General features: G+C 63.7%; 21 protein-coding genes. 12 read left to right on the top strand and 9 right to left on the bottom strand.

The genetic code is table 11. The annotated features are described in order from the left end of the window. Positions 1–59: 59 nt before the first annotated feature. A complete protein-coding gene (locus tag J4P02_RS24140) occupies positions 60–1064 on the top strand; it encodes a DNA-binding protein (protein WP_426194988.1) in 1005 nt (334 codons plus the stop codon). On the opposite strand, the gene gorA is transcribed toward J4P02_RS24140, so the two are convergent. Continuing rightward, positions 1065–2423 carry a glutathione-disulfide reductase gene (gene gorA / locus J4P02_RS24135; RefSeq protein WP_426194986.1) on the bottom strand — a complete coding sequence of 453 codons (1359 nt, stop codon included), beginning with the start codon at positions 2421–2423 and terminating at the stop codon, positions 1065–1067. It abuts the gene before it with no gap. A 132-nt stretch (positions 2424–2555) separates the two neighbouring features. Then, positions 2556–3395, bottom strand: a complete 840-nt coding sequence (galU, locus tag J4P02_RS24130; RefSeq protein WP_009049342.1) for a UTP--glucose-1-phosphate uridylyltransferase GalU — start codon at positions 3393–3395, stop codon at positions 2556–2558. Between the two features lie 417 nt (positions 3396–3812). Between galU and J4P02_RS24125 the strand changes: the two genes are divergently transcribed. Further along, on the top strand, positions 3813–4094 hold the full coding sequence (locus J4P02_RS24125; RefSeq protein WP_426194983.1) for a hypothetical protein: 282 nt from the start codon (positions 3813–3815) through the stop codon (positions 4092–4094). A 13-nt stretch (positions 4095–4107) separates the two neighbouring features. Here the strand turns inward: J4P02_RS24125 and J4P02_RS24120 are convergent, their stop codons facing one another. The 4 genes from J4P02_RS24120 to J4P02_RS24105 all read right to left on the bottom strand — a co-directional run bounded on the left by J4P02_RS24120 (position 4108) and on the right by J4P02_RS24105 (position 6445). Next, complete coding sequence (locus J4P02_RS24120) at positions 4108–4338, bottom strand: hypothetical protein (RefSeq protein WP_426194981.1); 231 nt, start codon at positions 4336–4338, stop codon at positions 4108–4110. Positions 4339–4405: 67 nt separating this feature from the next. Then, the gene (locus tag J4P02_RS24115; RefSeq protein WP_426195198.1) at positions 4406–5257 is read right to left on the bottom strand and encodes a c-type cytochrome; all 852 of its coding nucleotides are present in this window, start codon (positions 5255–5257) and stop codon (positions 4406–4408) included. 65 nt (positions 5258–5322) lie between these two features. Next, entirely contained in the window at positions 5323–5976 is a 654-nt protein-coding gene (locus tag J4P02_RS24110; protein ID WP_426194979.1) for a c-type cytochrome, read from the bottom strand. Positions 5977–6094: 118 nt separating this feature from the next. Beyond that, entirely contained in the window at positions 6095–6445 is a 351-nt protein-coding gene (locus tag J4P02_RS24105; protein ID WP_426194977.1) for a hypothetical protein, read from the bottom strand. A 208-nt stretch (positions 6446–6653) separates the two neighbouring features. Between J4P02_RS24105 and J4P02_RS24100 the strand changes: the two genes are divergently transcribed. The 5 genes from J4P02_RS24100 (at position 6654) to ada (ending at position 9786) form a co-directional block, all read left to right on the top strand. Continuing rightward, positions 6654–6956, top strand: a complete 303-nt coding sequence (locus J4P02_RS24100; RefSeq protein ID WP_426194975.1) for a DUF1883 domain-containing protein — start codon at positions 6654–6656, stop codon at positions 6954–6956. Between the two features lie 30 nt (positions 6957–6986). Then, positions 6987–7157: a hypothetical protein gene (locus tag J4P02_RS24095; RefSeq protein WP_426194973.1), complete on the top strand. Its 171-nt coding sequence runs from the start codon at positions 6987–6989 to the stop codon at positions 7155–7157. A 92-nt stretch (positions 7158–7249) separates the two neighbouring features. Beyond that, positions 7250–7963, top strand: coding sequence for a 2OG-Fe(II) oxygenase (locus J4P02_RS24090; RefSeq protein ID WP_426194971.1), 714 nt, complete (start codon positions 7250–7252; stop codon positions 7961–7963). Continuing rightward, the gene (alkB, locus tag J4P02_RS24085) at positions 7953–8633 is read left to right on the top strand and encodes a DNA oxidative demethylase AlkB (protein ID WP_426194969.1); all 681 of its coding nucleotides are present in this window, start codon (positions 7953–7955) and stop codon (positions 8631–8633) included. Before J4P02_RS24090 ends, alkB begins: the two co-directional genes overlap by 11 nt. 85 nt (positions 8634–8718) lie before the next feature. Then, the gene (ada, locus tag J4P02_RS24080) at positions 8719–9786 is read left to right on the top strand and encodes a bifunctional DNA-binding transcriptional regulator/O6-methylguanine-DNA methyltransferase Ada (RefSeq protein WP_426194967.1); all 1068 of its coding nucleotides are present in this window, start codon (positions 8719–8721) and stop codon (positions 9784–9786) included. Here the strand turns inward: ada and J4P02_RS24075 are convergent. After that, the gene (locus J4P02_RS24075; RefSeq protein WP_426194965.1) at positions 9783–10244 is read right to left on the bottom strand and encodes a GyrI-like domain-containing protein; all 462 of its coding nucleotides are present in this window, start codon (positions 10242–10244) and stop codon (positions 9783–9785) included. The two genes, ada and J4P02_RS24075, sit on opposite strands and share 4 nt — an antisense overlap. A 198-nt stretch (positions 10245–10442) precedes the next feature. Here J4P02_RS24075 and J4P02_RS24070 point away from each other — a divergent pair, with 198 nt between their 5' ends. From J4P02_RS24070 to J4P02_RS24050, 5 genes are all read left to right on the top strand, one after another. After that, entirely contained in the window at positions 10443–11507 is a 1065-nt protein-coding gene (locus J4P02_RS24070) for an NAD(P)H-dependent flavin oxidoreductase (protein WP_426194963.1), read from the top strand. 173 nt (positions 11508–11680) lie between these two features. Further along, positions 11681–12448 carry a molybdate ABC transporter substrate-binding protein gene (modA, locus tag J4P02_RS24065; RefSeq protein WP_426194961.1) on the top strand — a complete coding sequence of 256 codons (768 nt, stop codon included), beginning with the start codon at positions 11681–11683 and terminating at the stop codon, positions 12446–12448. Continuing rightward, positions 12449–13129 carry a molybdate ABC transporter permease subunit gene (modB, locus tag J4P02_RS24060; RefSeq protein ID WP_426194959.1) on the top strand — a complete coding sequence of 227 codons (681 nt, stop codon included), beginning with the start codon at positions 12449–12451 and terminating at the stop codon, positions 13127–13129. Positions 13130–13131: 2 nt separating this feature from the next. Beyond that, entirely contained in the window at positions 13132–14214 is a 1083-nt protein-coding gene (gene modC / locus J4P02_RS24055) for a molybdenum ABC transporter ATP-binding protein (protein WP_426194957.1), read from the top strand. A gap of 197 nt (positions 14215–14411) precedes the next feature. Continuing rightward, entirely contained in the window at positions 14412–16055 is a 1644-nt protein-coding gene (locus J4P02_RS24050) for an ABC-F family ATP-binding cassette domain-containing protein (protein ID WP_426194955.1), read from the top strand. Here J4P02_RS24050 and J4P02_RS24045 read toward each other — a convergent pair. After that, positions 16052–16372, bottom strand: coding sequence for a YbjQ family protein (locus J4P02_RS24045; RefSeq protein WP_426194953.1), 321 nt, complete (start codon positions 16370–16372; stop codon positions 16052–16054). The two genes, J4P02_RS24050 and J4P02_RS24045, sit on opposite strands and share 4 nt — an antisense overlap. A 275-nt stretch (positions 16373–16647) precedes the next feature. Beyond that, on the bottom strand, positions 16648–16758 hold a 111-nt coding region (locus J4P02_RS24040), incomplete at its 5' end, for a transposase (protein ID WP_036984840.1).

Raw genomic sequence — 16758 nt, 5'->3', positions numbered from 1 at the left:
CTGTACAATATCCAATAATTACATACCACGTAACACAGTACTAAATCGTCGGAGGAGCCATGGCTCGCGGAGGCATAAACAAGGCGGTGGTGAAAAAGGCCCGCCAGGCGATCATCGATCGTGGCGAACACCCCAGCATCGATGCGGTACGGGTGGAAATGGGTAATACCGGCTCTAAGACCACCATCCACCGCTACCTGAAAGAGCTGGATGATGGCGCCGGCCGCCGTGATGGCGGGCCATTGCCGCTGGACGAAGAGCTCAGCGCCCTGGTCGGACGCCTGGCGCAGCGCCTGCAAGAGCAAGCCGAAGAGCCCCTGGAGAACGCCCTCGCCCACGCCGAACAGCAAAAGCAGGAGTTCCAGCAGCGGCTGGATGAGGCACGGCGCACCCAGGAACAACTGCAACAGCAGTTGCAGATCCAGGCCAGCGCCCTGGCCGGGGAAAGTGCCGCACTGCAAGACACCCGCTCCATGCTGCAGAGCGAGCAGACCCGCAACGCCGAACTCAACCAGGCGCTCAAGGACTACGACCTGCGCCTGGAAGACAAGGAACAGCAGATCCGCTCCCTGGAAGACAAGCACCTGCATGCCCGGGATGCCCTGGAGCACTACCGCGCCGCCAGCAAGGAACAGCGCGAACAGGAGCAACGGCGCCACGAAGGGCAACTGCAACAGCTGCAGATGGAACTGCGTCAGGCGCAGCAGAGCGCCCTGGTGCGCCAGGACGAGATCACCCAGCTGCATCGCGACAACGAGCGCTTGCTTGGCGAACAGCGGGCCACTCTCAAAGAGCTGAAACAGGCCCAGGACATGGCCGTCAAGGCCAGCGCCCTGCACACCCAGCTCAGCGAACAGCTCGCCCGCCAGGACAGCGCCAGCACCCTGCTCCAGGAACGCTTGCGGGTGGCCGTGGAAGAGACCCAGGCACTCAGGGAGCAAGCGCTACAGCAGGCCCAACGGAGCAAAGATATGGAATGGCGCGCCACCAAGGCCGAAGCCGGCCTGGAGGCGCTGCAACTGGCCGCCGCCAAGGCGGCGCCAGAGCAACAAGCGGACTCTTGATCAGCCCGCGACAGGGGTACGCAGGGTGACGAACTCTTCGGCGGCCGTCGGGTGCACACCGATGGTCTCGTCGAAATCGCGCTTGGTGGCGCCAGCCTTGAGGGCAATCGCCAGGCCCTGGACGATCTCGCCGGCGTCCGGGCCAACCATATGGCAGCCCAGCACTTTGTCGCTGTCGGCATCCACCACCAGCTTCATCAGAGTGCGCTCCTGACACTCGGTAAGGGTCAGCTTCATCGGCCGGAAACGGCTTTCGAAGATCTGCACCGAGTGCCCGGCCTCCCGCGCCTGCTCTTCGGTAAGGCCAACGGTGCCGATATTCGGCAAGCTGAATACCGCCGTGGGAATCATCCGGTAATCCACCGGGCGGTACTGCTCGGGCTTGAACAGGCGCCGGGCTACGGCCATGCCCTCGGCCAGCGCCACCGGGGTCAACTGCACCCGACCAATCACATCGCCAATGGCCAGGATCGACGGCTCGCTGCTCTGGTACTGCTCGTCCACCTCGATAAAACCCCGCGAGTCGAGCTTGACCGCGGTGTTTTCCAGCCCCAAGTTGTCGAGCATCGGCCGCCGCCCGGTGGCGTAGAACACGCAATCGGTAGCCAGCTTGCGACCATCCTTGAGGGTGACCTCAAGGCTGCCATCGGCCTGCTTGTCGATGCGCTCGATATCGGCATTGAACTGCAGCCCCAGGCCACGCTTGGTCAATTCCTCCTGCAGGTGCTTGCGCACCGCACCATCGAAGCCGCGCAGGAACAGGTCGCCGCGGTACAGCAACTGGGTCTCGGCGCCCAGGCCGTGGAAGATCCCGGCAAACTCCACCGCGATATAACCGCCGCCCACCACCAGCACACGCTTGGGCAGCTCCTTGAGGAAGAACGCCTCGTTGGAGGTGATGGCGTGTTCGCGCCCCGGAATGTCCGGAACCTGCGGCCAGCCACCCGTGGCGACAAGGATATGCCGGGCGCTGTAGCGCTGGCCATTGACCTCGACCTGATGCGCATCGATCAACCGCGCATGGCCTTCATGCAGGGTTACCCCGCTGTTGACCAGCAGGTTGCGGTAGATGCCATTGAGGCGATTGATTTCCCGGTCCTTGTTGGCGATCAGGGTCGCCCAGTCGAAGTTCGCTTGATCCAGGGACCAGCCAAAGCCCGAGGCTTGCTCGAAGTCCTCGGCGAAGTGGGCGCCGTACACCAGGAGCTTTTTCGGCACGCAACCGACGTTGACGCAGGTGCCGCCCAGATAGCGGCTTTCCGCTACCGCGACTTTTGCACCAAAGCCCGCAGCAAAGCGCGCGCAGCGCACACCACCGGAACCGGCACCAATTACATAAAGATCAAAATCGTAGGCCATTTCACTCTCCCAGGCAGGCCGACAAGCATAACCGCAGAAGGCGATCGGGTCAGCGCAGAGGATGGATATAGGGGCGGGAAATGAAAAAGCCACCCGAAGGTGGCTTTCTCGAACAAACTCGCAGCCTGGCTATCAGTAAGCCTTGCCGGTCTTGTAGAAGTGCTCGAAGCAGAAGTTGGTCGCCTCGATGTAGCCTTCGGCGCCACCGCAGTCGAAACGCTTGCCCTTGAACTTGTAGGCAATCACGCAACCGTCTTGCGCCTGCTTCATCAGGGCGTCGGTGATCTGGATTTCACCACCCTTGCCCGGCTCGGTCTGCTCGATCAGGCTGAAGATATCCGGGGTCAGGATGTAACGACCGATGATCGCCAGGTTCGATGGCGCGTCTTCCGGCTTTGGCTTCTCGACCATGTTGCGCACACGGTAGAGATCGTCACCGATCAGGTCGCCGGCGATCACGCCGTACTTGTTGGTTTCCTGAGGGTCGACTTCCTGGATCGCCACGATGGTGCAGCGATACTGCTTGTACAGCTTGACCATCTGGGTCAGTACGCCGTCGCCTTCGAGGTTGACGCACAGGTCATCCGCCAGCACCACGGCGAAAGGCTCGTCGCCGATCAGCGGGCGGCCGGTCAGAATCGCGTGACCCAGGCCTTTCATTTCGGTCTGACGGGTGTAGGAGAAGGAGCACTCGTCCAGCAGCTTGCGGATACCAACCAGGTATTTCTCCTTGTCGGTGCCCTTGATCTGGTTTTCCAGCTCGTAACTGATGTCGAAGTGGTCTTCGAGGGCGCGCTTGCCGCGACCGGTCACGATGGAAATTTCATTCAATCCGGCATCCAGCGCTTCTTCAACGCCGTACTGGATCAGTGGCTTGTTCACCACCGGCAGCATTTCTTTAGGCATGGCTTTAGTCGCTGGCAGGAAGCGAGTACCGTAACCGGCTGCTGGGAACAAGCATTTCTTGATCATGTGAGTCCTTAAATAAGGCTGTGTGTACGAGTTTCGGCGCAGTCTAATCAGGCGGCGCGTACCTTACAATGCCCCGCGCTGGCTAACCGCTGCCATCATAGAGAAATAAAGCGCCAGATAGTTCCGTAGCGCTCGTAAGATCCTTCAGCAAATCCTCTACAGCGCTGATAAACCGCTGCCTGCAGCCCTTGGCCGGAGTGCTTGCGCAAACGTATAACGGCCGGAAAAACGTGCTGATTCACCCCCTCAACGGCGGCACTGATGGCACCCCCGACAAGCCCCCCGAAACCCATTCAAGCAGACTGCCACCCCCGGCACCTGAAACCTGGCCCTGCGCTGTACCGAAATGGCCATTGGCTATAGCATTGCCAGGCGAACACCCGGCCCGCGGCCTCTCCCTTCAGGACGACAAGACCCATGCACAGACTGCTTATAGTTGCCGCCGTACTGGCCCTGAACGGCTGCGCCAGCGCCACCGATACCTACCTGACCGACGGCGAGCAGGCCCTGAGCATCGATTGCTCCGGAGAAGCCGGCTCCTGGGCCAGTTGCTATGAAAAAGCCGAGGCCTCCTGCGCCGGTACCGGCTATCGGATCGTCAGCAGCAAAGGCACGCCAACCCTCAGCGAGAACGACAAGACCCTGGGCGCCGATCTTGGCGCCTACAAGAGCCGCAGTGTGGTGGTGGTCTGCAAGTAGTGGGCGAATGCCCCTACATATGAATTTCCGCGAACTTGATCCCCAGGCCGCGAAGGGTCTCGATCAGGTCGTCAAGACGAGCGAAGGACTCCACCTCATCGCCGTCATCCACCAGGAAATAGCTGCGCCCGGCGCTCTTCTTGAAAAATACGATCCATTCGCCTGAATTGGCCGGGTTCTGGATCACATGGGTGGCAGAGATCGAGCCCTCTGCATGCTTTTCCCTGACAACTTCGCGCTTCATGCCTGCTCCCAAAAAAGATGCCGCCAAGGCGGGAGCCCGGGCGGCATCGGTGATGATGATGCAGAGTTTAACGGATGCCCTGGCCGATCAGCACGCCTTCTACCTGCTGCCCGTACAGATTCACCCCATCATTGGCGTGGTACTTGAGCCGGGTCTTCTCGATCGAGCCCTCCACCAGGCGCGGGTCCTGGGGCCGCTCGTGGCTGTTGACGAAAGCCGCCACGTCCCAGGCCTGCTGGTCACTCAGGCTGCCGCCCTTGCCCAGGGGCATGTTGTGCTTGATAAAGGACGCCGCGGTATTGATCCGGTGCATCCCCGCTCCCCAGTTGTAGGAATCCTTACCCCACAGTGGCGGCATCACATAATCGGCGCCCGCCTTCTGGCCCTGGCCCTGCTCGCCATGGCACACCGCGCACTGCGCCTGGTACACCGCAGCGCCCTGCTTGAGGTCGTAGCCCTTGGCCGGCTGGGGCACATCCGGATAACCGCGCCCCGGCAACTCGACACCCAGCGGCGCCTTGCTCGCCAGCCAGTAGGCATAGACCGACAGTGCAGTGATTTCCGGGCTGTCCGCCGCCGGTGGCTGGCCGCCGTTCATGCTGAACTGGAAGCAGCCCTGCAAGCGTTCGGCAAAGGTGTTCACCTTGTCGTTCTTCTTGCGATAGGCCGGGTACATCGGATAAGCCCCCCACAGCGGCGCCGAGTTGGCCAGCCGGCCCTGGTCCAGGTGGCAGTTGCTGCAATTGAGCCCGTTGCCCACGTATTGCGGTGCCTTGCGCTTGGTGTCGACGAACAGCGCATGCCCCTCGCGCACCAGCTTGCCGTAGGCGTTGTCCGGCAGCTCGCTCTCGGCCGGTGGCTGGAAGTACTCGGCCTGTCTGGAGGCGCTGGGCGCCGGGATCTGCGATTGATCTTCCATGGCGATAGTGGCGGCCTGCACCTGTACCGCGAGCACGGCCAGCAATGCCCCTGCAATCATTGATTTCATGGCTGGGCCTCCTGCTGGGGTTTCAAGCTGGCGAAGTAATCCGCCACGGCGCTGACCTCGTCGCCGGTGAGGGACTTGGCAACATGCCCCATCAGGTCGTTGGGATCGTTATGCCGGCTACCGTCGCGCCAGGCGTTCAACTGGGCCACCAGGTAACTGGCGGGCTGCCCGGCCAGCGGCGGGAAGGCCGTGCCGACGCCCACCCCACCGGGCCCATGGCAACTCACGCATTCCGGTACCTGACGCTCCCAGGCACCGCGCAGGGCCAGGCGCTCACCGACCCCGGTGGCGTTCTGGCTGCGGTTGACCGCCTGGGTCTTGGGCCCGGGCATGGCTGCCAGGGTGCGGGTCACGGCGTCGATTTCATCTTCGCTCAAGGCCTTGGCCAAGGGCTGCATGACCGGGCTGTTGCGCGCCCCACTGCGAAAGTCATGGAGCTGCTTGGCCAGGTAAGGTGCCGGCAACCCGGCAAGGCGCGGAAACCCGGCGGGCGCCAGGCCCATGGCGTCCGCCCCATGACAGGCAAAACAGGCGGTCGCTCCCGGCTGGGCACCCCCCTGGGTGAAGACTTTCTGCCCATCCACGGCGTGGGCAGATTGCACAATCAGCAGCATCAGGCCACTCAATAGCATTCGATCCAGTGGGATCATATGAACTCCCTTATTCTAGTTATATGCTTAGACCCAGTTGGCATAAGCGCACAAATAGTAGGGCAATTGCTCTAGAGCGACAACGCGAAATCAGCCGAAAGCGATCATGAACCGGGGTTCAACCGGAGATGCAGGCCTCCCCGGCCTTCTGCACATCCTCGGGGCGCAAGGGGTTGTTGGACATCTGCTCATGCAGCTTGATGCTGCTGCCACCCGAGCGCGACTCGATATAGAACACCGCCGCCGGCGCGGGCGACAGGCTCTGCGGCACTATCACCCGGAAGCCGTCCTTGTGCGGCTCGACCTGCAAGGCGCCGCGGCTGCCGGCCAGCTTGGCGGTCAGGCATTTGACGTATTCCGGGGGCTTCTTGCCGGAAATGACGTTCAGGGTCGGCGGCGTCTGGTTGATATCCGAAACGCTCGAGCAACCACCAATGACCAGGGCCAGCGCCCACACCCAGCGTTTCATATGAAATCTCCAATAAAGTCCCTCCGACAACCAGGATGCGGTTTTTCTCCGGAGGCCCGGCTTTATCGCCGAAAAAAGTCCAGGTAACTGTTTTAAATTGTCAAAGCTCGACAGCGGGGCCGAATAATAACCCGTCGGGCCTGATAAACTGCGCCACAGCCCACGCCCTTGTTTTTGCTTTATAGCTATAGCCCTTCTGGAGGCGCCCATGAAATTCATCCACCAGCGCGAGCACCTGAACGAAGACGATATCGTCGTCATCGAATGCTCCCAGGTCTGCAATATTCGCCTGATGAGCGACGCCAACTTCCGCAGCTTCAAGAACGGCGGCCGCCATACCTACCACGGCGGCGCCTTCGACAAGTTCCCGGCCAAGATCACCGCGCCCAGCACCGGTTTCTGGAACATCACCATCGACACCGTCACCCAGCGCGCCATCAGCGTGACCCGCAAGCCGAACCTGAGCCACTCGATCCGCATCATCCGTCGCTCCAGCTCGAAACTGCGCTGAACCCCCTCTTTCGTGTCAACAGGTAGCCCCGTGTCCCAGACCACCAAATACGTCATCAAGTACAAGCTCAACGGCGAACGCCGTTTCGAGTTCGCCCAACTGGCCAACGGCACCCAGGAAGAGGCTCGCGCCGCCCTCGAAGCCCTGCACGGCCAATCCGCCGACGTCATCAGCGACGTCAGCGTCAGCAAGGCGCTGTAACCCCGCCAGCAGTTCCAGCGCAAGCAGCGGAGTGCCCTGCCGGCAACCGGGCCGCAGACTGGCCGGACCTTTCTGCCCAGGACCTCGCCGCCATGCCCGCTTCGCTGCACCATCGACTGCAACACCTGGACTGGGCCCGCATCGAGCAGGCCCTGGACCAGGACGGCTGCGCCCGCCTCGAAGGCGTGCTGAGCCCCGAGCAGTGCCATTCCCTGAGCCGGCTGTACCCGTCAACCGAGCTGTTCCGCTCGAAGGTGATCATGGCCCGCCATGGTTTTGGTCGCGGCCAGTACCAGTATTTCCGCTACCCCCTGCCCGAGCCGGTGGCCGAGTTGCGCCAACGGCTGTACCCCCATCTGGTGGCCCAGGCCAACCGCTGGAATCGCGACATGCAGATCGACATCAGCTACCCGGCAGACCATGAGGCATTCCTCCAGCGCTGCCATGCCGCCGGACAGCAGCGCCCGACCCCTCTGTTGCTGCAATACGGCCCCGACGACTACAACTGCCTGCACCAGGACCTGTACGGCGAACATGTATTTCCCCTGCAGGTGGTGTTCCTGCTGTCACAACCGGGAACGGATTTCACTGGCGGCGAACTGGTGCTTACCGAGCAGCGCCCGCGCATGCAGTCGCGTGCGCAGGTCATAGGTCTGAAGCAGGGTGATGGGCTGATCTTTGCCGTGCATCATCGTCCGGTAAAAGGTGCCCGCGGCCATTATCGAGTGGCCCTGCGCCACGGCGTCAGCCGGGTGCACAGCGGCCAGCGCCACAGCCTGGGAGTGATCTTCCACGATGCCTTGTAACCCTGAACCACCCATCAACCTCGGGCTGTTCGCCGACAGCGAACTGCAGCAACCGCCGCGTATCGAGGTGCTGGGCCCGCAATCCCGAGTGCTGCGCGGCTTTGCCCGGCCCTGGGTCGAACGCCTGCTGCCCAGCCTCGACAGCGTGCTGGCTGCGGCGCCCTTTCGCCATATGCTGACTCCCGGCGGCTTTAGCATGTCCGTGGCCTTGAGCAGTTGCGGCAAGCTGGGCTGGACCACCGATCGCAGCGGCTATCGCTACAGCGCCATCGACCCGCAGAGCCAACAACCCTGGCCGGCCATGCCCGAAGTATTCCGCGAGCTAGCCGAAGCGGCGGCGCAAGCGGCCGGTTTCAATGGCTTCGATCCCGACTCATGCCTGATCAACTGCTACCGGCCCGGGGCGAAGATGTCCCTGCACCAGGACAAGAACGAACGCGACTACAGCGCGCCCATCGTTTCGCTGTCCCTGGGCCTGCCGGCGATCTTCCTGTTTGGCGGCCTGCAGCGCCGCGACCCGAGCCAGCGGGTACCCTTGCTGCACGGCGATGTGGTGGTCTGGGGCGGCGTCGACCGCTTGCGCTATCACGGCGTGCTGCCCCTCAAGGACGGCAACCATGCCGAACTCGGCGGGCAGCGGATCAACCTGACCTTTCGCCACGCCGGCTAAGCCCGGGAGTTCCAGCGCAAGCTGCGGAGTGTCGAGCACCTTTGCAGCCGTTAAGCTCACCTGCATCCCCCCTTGAGTACCGAGCATGAACCCATCGTCACGCAAGCAGCGCATCGAACAGGACCCCCGCTGGCAGGCCGTGCTCAAGCGCGATGCCAGTGCCGATTCATGCTTTGTCTACGCGGTGCGCACCACCGGCGTGTACTGCCGCCCCAGTAGCTTGTCGCGCCTGCCGAAAGCCGAGAACGTCGAATTCTTCGACAACGCACAGCAGGCCGAGGCTGCGGGCTATCGGCCGAGCAAGCGCCAGGGCAGCGATCAGACCCAGGTGGCCGCGCAGCATGCCGCCCTGGTGGCCGCCGCCTGCCGCTTGATGGAAAACGCCGAGTCGCCCCCCAGCCTGGAACAACTGGCGCAGCACGCCGGCATGAGCAGCTATCACTTTCACCGGGTGTTCAAGGCCGCCACCGGCCTGACGCCACGGGGCTACGCCAATGCCCAGCGCTCGCGCAAGGTGCGCAGCCACCTGGAACACGGGCACTCGGTGACCGCTGCGCTGTACGACGCCGGGTTCAATTCCAACAGCCGCTTCTACGAAGCCGCCGACCAGCTGCTGGGCATGAAGCCCAGCGACTACCGTGCCGGCGGCCCCAATACCGATATCCGCTTTGCCGTGGCCCAGTGTTCCCTGGGGGCGATCCTGGTGGCACAGAGCGCCCGCGGCGTGTGCGCGATCCTCCTGGGGGACGATCCCGAGCCGCTGGTGCAACAACTGCAGGACAAGTTTCCCCGGGCCAACCTGATTGGCGCTGATGGAGATTTCGAGCAATTGGTGGCTCAAGTAGTGGGCTTTGTCGAAGCCCCGGCAATCGGCCTGGAACTGCCCCTGGACCTGCGCGGCACAGCCTTTCAGGAACGGGTCTGGCAGGCCCTGCAAAGCATTCCCGCCGGCAGCACCGCCAGCTACGCCGAGATCGCCCAGCGTATCGGCGCACCCAAGGCCACCCGTGCGGTGGCCCAGGCTTGCGCCGCCAACAGCCTGGCGGTGGCCATTCCCTGCCACCGGGTGGTACGCAGTGATGGCAGCCTGTCCGGCTACCGCTGGGGCGTGGAGCGCAAGCGTCAGTTGCTGGAGCGCGAGGGGCGCTCCTAAGCCTGCAGGCCGATATAGATGGCGACAGCGTCGGGCCCGGTATAGACCTCGAAGTCCGTGGCAAAGGCGCGGCGCACTTGCGGGTTGTCCTGAAAATAGGCCCAGATCAGGCCCCAGGTCTGGATCACGCAGTCGGGCATCGGCCCCTTGGCGCTGAATACCAGATAGTCACCACCCTGGACCTGCACGCAGGGGTAGTCGAGGCAGGCACCATCGACGGCTACCCCGGCAGTCACATCGAAAGCCCCCGAGGCGTCCGACTCGTAGTTGGAGTAAACGCCATAGACAAACGAGTCGGCCTGACGCGGGCTGACGCGTTCGTACAGGTCCTCGACATAAAAACGCTGCCACATGGGCCCAATCTTCGCGCTGTCCGGCTGTTGTTCAGCGGCATTGCGGGTGCGCACCTGCAGGCCGGCAACAGTGAAAGGTAGTACTTCGCGTTGTTTCACATCCATGGTCGGCCTTCCTCGGGCAACGCTGAGTGGAAAATATCCGCCGCAGTCTAGCCGCGTACGCGCGCTGCGGACAGCCTCCCGAACCACCCCGGCAAAGGCCCTGCTGCGGGCCCCTGAGCAAAAGACGGCTGGCGCTGCAGGAGCTTCTCCTGATAAAACCACCCCCTGCATCGACTCATCCTGTCCCGGAGAATCCCCATGAGCCAATGGCCCGATAACCGCTTGCTGGACCTGCTGGGCATCCAGCTGCCGATCATTCAAGGCCCCCTGGCGGGTGTTTCCGGCTCCGCCATGATTATCGGCGCCTGCCGCGCCGGCGCCCTGGGCTCCCTGCCCTGCGCCATGCTCGGCCCCGAGCAGATCCGCGAGGAAGTGCGGATCATCCGCGCCGCCACCCGCAACCCGCTGAACCTCAACTTCTTCTGCCACCAGATGCCGGCTATCGACGTCGAGCGTGAAACCCGCTGGAAGCAGATGCTGGAACCCTACTACCGCGAACTGGGCGCCGATTTCGAGGCCCCGACCCCGGTCAGCAATCGTGCGCCCTTCGACGAAACCAGCTGCCAGCTGGTGGAAGAGCTGCGCCCCGAAGTGGTGAGTTTCCACTTCGGCCTGCCAGAGCCGGCCTTGCTGGCCCGGGTCAAGGCCACCGGGGCCAAGGTACTGTCCTCGGCCAGCACCGTGGATGAAGCCCTGTGGCTCGAAGCCCGTGGTTGCGATGCGATCATCGCCATGGGCTACGAAGCCGGCGGCCACCGGCCGATCTTTCTCAGCGACGACCTCAACACCCAGGTCGGGACCATGGCCCTGGTGCCGCAGATAGTCGATGCCGTACAGGTGCCGGTGATCGCCGCCGGCGGCATCGGCGACGCCCGGGGAATTGTCGCGTCCCTGGCCCTGGGCGCCTCTGCAGCCCAGCTGGGCACCGCCTACCTGTTCACCCCGGAGGCCAAGGTCAGCGCCGCACACCACCAGGCCCTGCGCAGCGCCAAGGAAAGCCAGACGGCAATCACCAACCTGTTCACCGGCCGCCCGGCCCGGGGCATCGTCAACCGGGTGATGCGCGAAATCGGCCCCATCAGCCCACTGGCCCCGGCCTTCCCCCGCGCCGGTGGCGCACTGATGCCGCTGCGGGCCAAGGACGAGGCGGAGTTTGCCAACCTCTGGAGTGGACAGGCCCTGCGCCTGGGGGTAGAACTGCCGGCCTACGAGCTGACCCAGCGCCTGGCCGAACAGACCCTGGCGCAACTGGGCAGACGCTGAGTGCTGCGGGCCGTACCCGGTCATGGTCCAAGGCAAGCGGGCGCAGTGACGCAGTTCCGTTGATCGACAAATCGCTATATATTCCGCTATATAGCGATTTGCCTTCGCCCGGGTGCAGGCCCTTCCATTCACTCAACTGCCCCGTGCTTCCTTTCCCCCAATGGAGCTGTTCGATGAACCTTCGCGCCTCAGGTTTTGCCCCGACTTGCCTCGCCACCCTGCTTGCCGTCTTCGCCTTCGGCTCGGCCCAGGCCGCTGAAGTGCAGGTGGCGGTTGCGGCCAACTTCACCGCGCCGATCCAGGCCATCGCCGCCGACTTCGAAAAGGACACCGGGCACAAGCTGATCGCGGCTTATGGTGCCACCGGGCAGTTCTACACCCAGATCAAGAACGGCGCGCCGTTCGAAGTCTTCCTCTCGGCCGACGACAGCACCCCGCAGAAGCTTGAAAGCGAAGGCGACATCGTCAAGGGCTCGCGCTTCACCTACGCCGTCGGCACCCTGGCCCTGTGGTCGGCCAAGGACAGCTATGTAGACGCCAAGGGCCAGGTGCTCAAGGACAACCAGTACCAGCACCTGTCCATCGCCAACCCGAAAGCCGCACCCTACGGCCTGGCCGCGACCCAGGTGCTGGCCAAGCTGGGCCTGACCGACAAGGTCAAGGACAAGATCGTCGAAGGCCAGAACATCACCCAGGCCTACCAGTTCGTCTCCACCGGCAATGCCGAGTTGGGCTTTGTCGCCCTGTCGCAGATCTACAAGGACGGCAAGGTCACCAGCGGTTCGGCCTGGATAGTACCAGCCGAGATGCATGACCCGATCAAGCAAGATGCGGTGATCCTCAACAAGGGCAAGGACAACCCGGCCGCCAAGGCGCTGGTGGACTACCTCAAGGGCCCGAAAGCCGCCGCGGTGATCAAGTCCTACGGCTACCAACTGTAAATGAGCCTGTCGAGTGCCGATTTTTCCGCCATCTGGCTGACCCTGAAACTGGCGTCCCTGACGACCCTGATCCTGCTGGTCATCGGCACTCCGATCGCTTTGTGGCTGTCGCGCACCCGCTCCTGGCTGCGCGGGCCGATCGGCGCCGTGGTGGCCCTGCCCCTGGTGCTGCCACCCACGGTGATCGGTTTCTACCTGCTGCTGGCCCTGGGGCCCAATGGCTTCTTCGGCCAACTCACCCAGTCCCTGGGGCTGGGCACCCTGACCTTCAGCTTCAGCGGCCTGGTGCTGGGCTCGGTGATCTATTCCATGCCCTTTGTGGTGCAACCCTTGCAAAACGCCTTCTCAGCGATTGGCAGCCGCCCTCTTGAGGTGGCGGCCACCTTGCGCGCCAACCCCTGGGACAGTTTCTTCACGGTGATCCTGCCCCTGGCGCGCCCCGGCTTTATCACCGCCTCAATTCTCGGCTTTGCCCATACCGTGGGTGAATTCGGCGTGGTGCTGATGATCGGCGGCAATATTCCCAACAAGACCCGAGTGGTGTCAGTACAGATCTACGACCACGTCGAGGCCATGGAATACGCCCAGGCCCACTGGCTGGCCGGGGCCATGCTGGTGTTCTCGTTCCTGGTGCTGCTAGCGCTCTACTCCAGCCGCAAGACCCGCGCTGGCTGGAGCTGACCATGAGCATCGAGATCAAGCTGCAACTGGGCTACCGCGACTTCACCCTGGACCTGGACCTGCAATTGCCCGGGCGTGGCGTCACCGCGCTCTATGGTCATTCCGGCTCCGGCAAGACCACCTGCCTGCGTTGCATCGCCGGCCTGGAAAAGGCTGGCCGCGGGCGCATCCAGATCAATGACGAGGTCTGGCAGGACAGCCGGCAGAAGCGGTTCGTGCCCACCCACAAGCGCGCCCTGGGCTATGTGTTCCAGGAAGCCAGCCTGTTTCCCCATCTGTCGGTGCAGGCCAACCTGGAGTTCGGCCTGCAGCGCATCCCCAAGGCCCAACGCCGGGTGGACATGCAGCAGGCCACCGAGCTGCTGGGCATCGGCCATCTGCTGCAACGGCATCCGCAGCACCTCTCCGGGGGCGAGCGCCAGCGTATTGGCATGGCCCGGGCCCTGCTCACCAGCCCGCGGCTGTTGCTGATGGACGAACCCCTGGCGGCCCTGGATGCCAAGCGCAAGGGGGAAATCCTGCCGTACCTGGAGCGCCTGCATGACGAGCTGGATATCCCGGTGCTGTATGTCAGCCACTCCCAGGACGAAGTGGCGCGCCTGGCGGACCATATCGTCCTGCTCAGCGATGGCCGCGCCCTGGCCAGCGGCCCCATCGGCCAGACCCTGGCCCGCCTCGACCTGCCCCTGGCCCTGGGCGACGACGCCGGCGTGGTGGTGCAGGGTCGGGTCAGCCACTATGACGCGGCCTATCAACTGCTGACCCTGCAATTGCCCGAGAGCCAACTGCAGGTGCGCGTGGCCCATCAGCCCCTGGCCCCCGGCAAGGCGTTGCGCTTCAAGGTGCAGGCCCGGGACGTCAGCCTGAGCCTGCAGGCCAGCGAGCACAGCAGCATACTCAATCGCCTGCCGGTGACCGTCAGCGACGAAATCCCGGCCGACAACGCCGCCCATGTGCTGGTGCGCCTGGACGCCGCCGGCACGCCCTTGCTGGCGCGGATCACCCGCTACTCCCGAGACCAGCTGCAACTGCACCCCGGCCAGCAGCTGTGGGCGCAGATCAAGGCGGTGGCAGTACTGGCCTGACGCACCTCCCGGAGCCGCTCCGGGAATGGCGGGCGTAGAATCTCTATTGCCAGCCGAATTATTCCGAGGTTAGGCTACGCGCCTTCCTACCCGTCCCAGGACGATTGCCGACGTGAACAACTAAGCCTTCCAGAATGTCTTCGCGACGAGCCTTGCTAGCGCTCGTTGGCCTGTAGCCACATTTTCCGGAGGTGCTGATGACTCACGTCAACCGGCTGCCTGTGCTGGTTTCACTGAACCAGCTGACGTATCAGTTCGCCCATGGCGACACCCTGCTTAATACCCTGAATCTGGCCTTCGATGGCCTGCCCTGCGCCCTGGTCGGTCGCAATGGGGTGGGCAAATCCCTGCTGCTGCGGCTGATCGCCGGCGAGTTGCAACCCTCTTCGGGCAGCATCCAGCGCAACGCCAGCCTGGCCTACGTACCCCAGGACCCGCGCCCCGGGCCGCAGCAGACCGTGGCGCAAATGGCCGGGGTCGCCGATGCCCTGGACGCCCTGCAACGCCTGGCCGCCGGCAACGCCGAGCCCCAGGACCTGCAACGGGTGAACGACCGCTGGGACCTGGCCGAACGCCTGCGCCAGGCGCTGGACGAGGCCGGCCTGCAGCCGTTGCAAGCGGATGATCCGGCCGCGACCTTGAGTGGCGGCCAACTGGCCCGAGTGGTGCTGATCGGTGCCCTGCTCAGTGGCGCCGAGCTGCTGTTGCTCGATGAGCCCAGCAATCACCTGGACCAGGCCGGACGCCGCTGGCTGCGAGAACAACTGCGACGCTGGCGTGGTGGCTTGATCCTGGTCAGCCACGACCGGCAATTGCTGATGCAGGTGCAGCGCATTGTCGAGCTCAGGCCCCAGGGCGTTCAGGTACATGGCGGCAACTACGCCCTGTACCAGGCCCAGCGCCAGGCCCATGGTGCCGCGGCCCAGGCCGCCCTGGAGCATGCGCGCAACCAGCGCAGCCGGGAGCACAAGCGCCTGCAACGGGAACACGACTGCATCCAGCGCCACGCGGCGGTATCACGCAAACAGGCCAAGACCGCCAATGTCTCAAGCTTCGAACGGGCCAAGATGCTCGGTGCTGCCCGCGACATCATGGGCCAGGTGCGTCACGCCCAGCAGCACCACAAGCAGGCCCTCGATGATCAGGTGCGCAGCGCTTACGCCCGGGTCGGCCCGGAGCAGCCGACCTTGCTGACTCTACCGGAAACCCACCTGCAGGCCGGGCAGTTGGTGCTCGACCTGCAACAGGCGCAGTTGCCCTGGCTGCAGCCCGGGGCGGCATCGTCCAGCATCACCCTGCATATCAGCGGCCCGCAGCGCATTGCCCTGACCGGCCCCAACGGTTGCGGTAAATCCACCTTGCTGCAAATGCTCGCCGGCCAACTGCAGCCGCTTGGCGGTGAATGCCGAGTGGCGGTAAGCAGCGCCTACCTGGACCAACATCTACGGCAGTTAGCACCCGAGGCCTCGCTGCTGGAGCAACTGGCCAATGCCGCCACACCCTTGGCAGAAAGTGCCTTGCGCACCTGCCTGGCACGCCTGCAACTGGATGCGCGCAAGGTCCAGCAAGCCTGCGCCTCGCTCAGCGGTGGCGAACGCCTGAAAGCCGCGCTGGCGCTGGCATTGTGGGGCGCTCGGCCGGCCCGGCTGCTGTTGCTCGACGAACCCACCAACCACCTGGACCTGGAATCGGTACAGGCCTTCGAGCAGGCGTTGCGGGAGTTTCCCGGGGCCATGCTGGTGGCGTCCCACGATCAGGATTTTCTCCAGGCGCTGGAGCCGACTCACCAGTTGCAATGGTCAACGACGGGCTGGCATTTGAGCCAATGGTGCCTGCCCTAGCGCAGCTTGACCGCGGTGCCGGTGGCAAACACCACCACCATGCCGCCACGCCCGCTGGGCATGCTGATTTCGAAATCCAGGCCGACCACCGCATCGGCATTGCATTGGCGGGCACGCGCCTTGATTTCATCGGTGGCTTGGATCCGGGCCTCCCTCAGGGCACGCTCCAGAGTCTGGGAGCGGCCACCGAAGAAATCCCGCATGCCGGCGAACAGATCGCGGACCACGTTGATCCCTTGCACCGATTCGGCGCTGACAATATCCAGGTAGCTGGCAATTTCCCGGCCTTCGATATGCGCGGTGGTGGTGACGATCATCAAGTTTTCCCTGTAATGGACTGGCTGTCCCGGTAATGCCGGACACAAGCCGGCGATGGTAGCAGAGCGCGCTGAACAGCCGCCCTGCAGATGAAAACCCCGCCCGGCGGCGGGTTGGTGGCAGCCGCGCACGCACCTGCCCCGGCCGCCAGAACGATGGCCGGGCAAGATGAAAGTTGTTTCACCCAAAGGCCCTGCGCGGCTGGGTATAGTGCCCTGGCTCATTCAAGCAACTACGCTCGCCCGCTCTCTCCCGCGGGCTTTTTTTTGGTTCTTCACGGATTACCGGGAAAGACGCTCTTGATCTTCATAAAAAAGAATTCGCTATCCCGGTAACCGTACGCCATCCGTTTGATGACCTTTATTCGATTGTTTATCCCTTCCAG

The sequence above is a fragment of the Pseudomonas sp. NFXW11 genome (assembly GCF_049887815.1).
GTDB lineage: Bacteria > Pseudomonadota > Gammaproteobacteria > Pseudomonadales > Pseudomonadaceae > Aquipseudomonas.
This window is presented reverse-complemented; position numbering and strand designations above follow the sequence as displayed.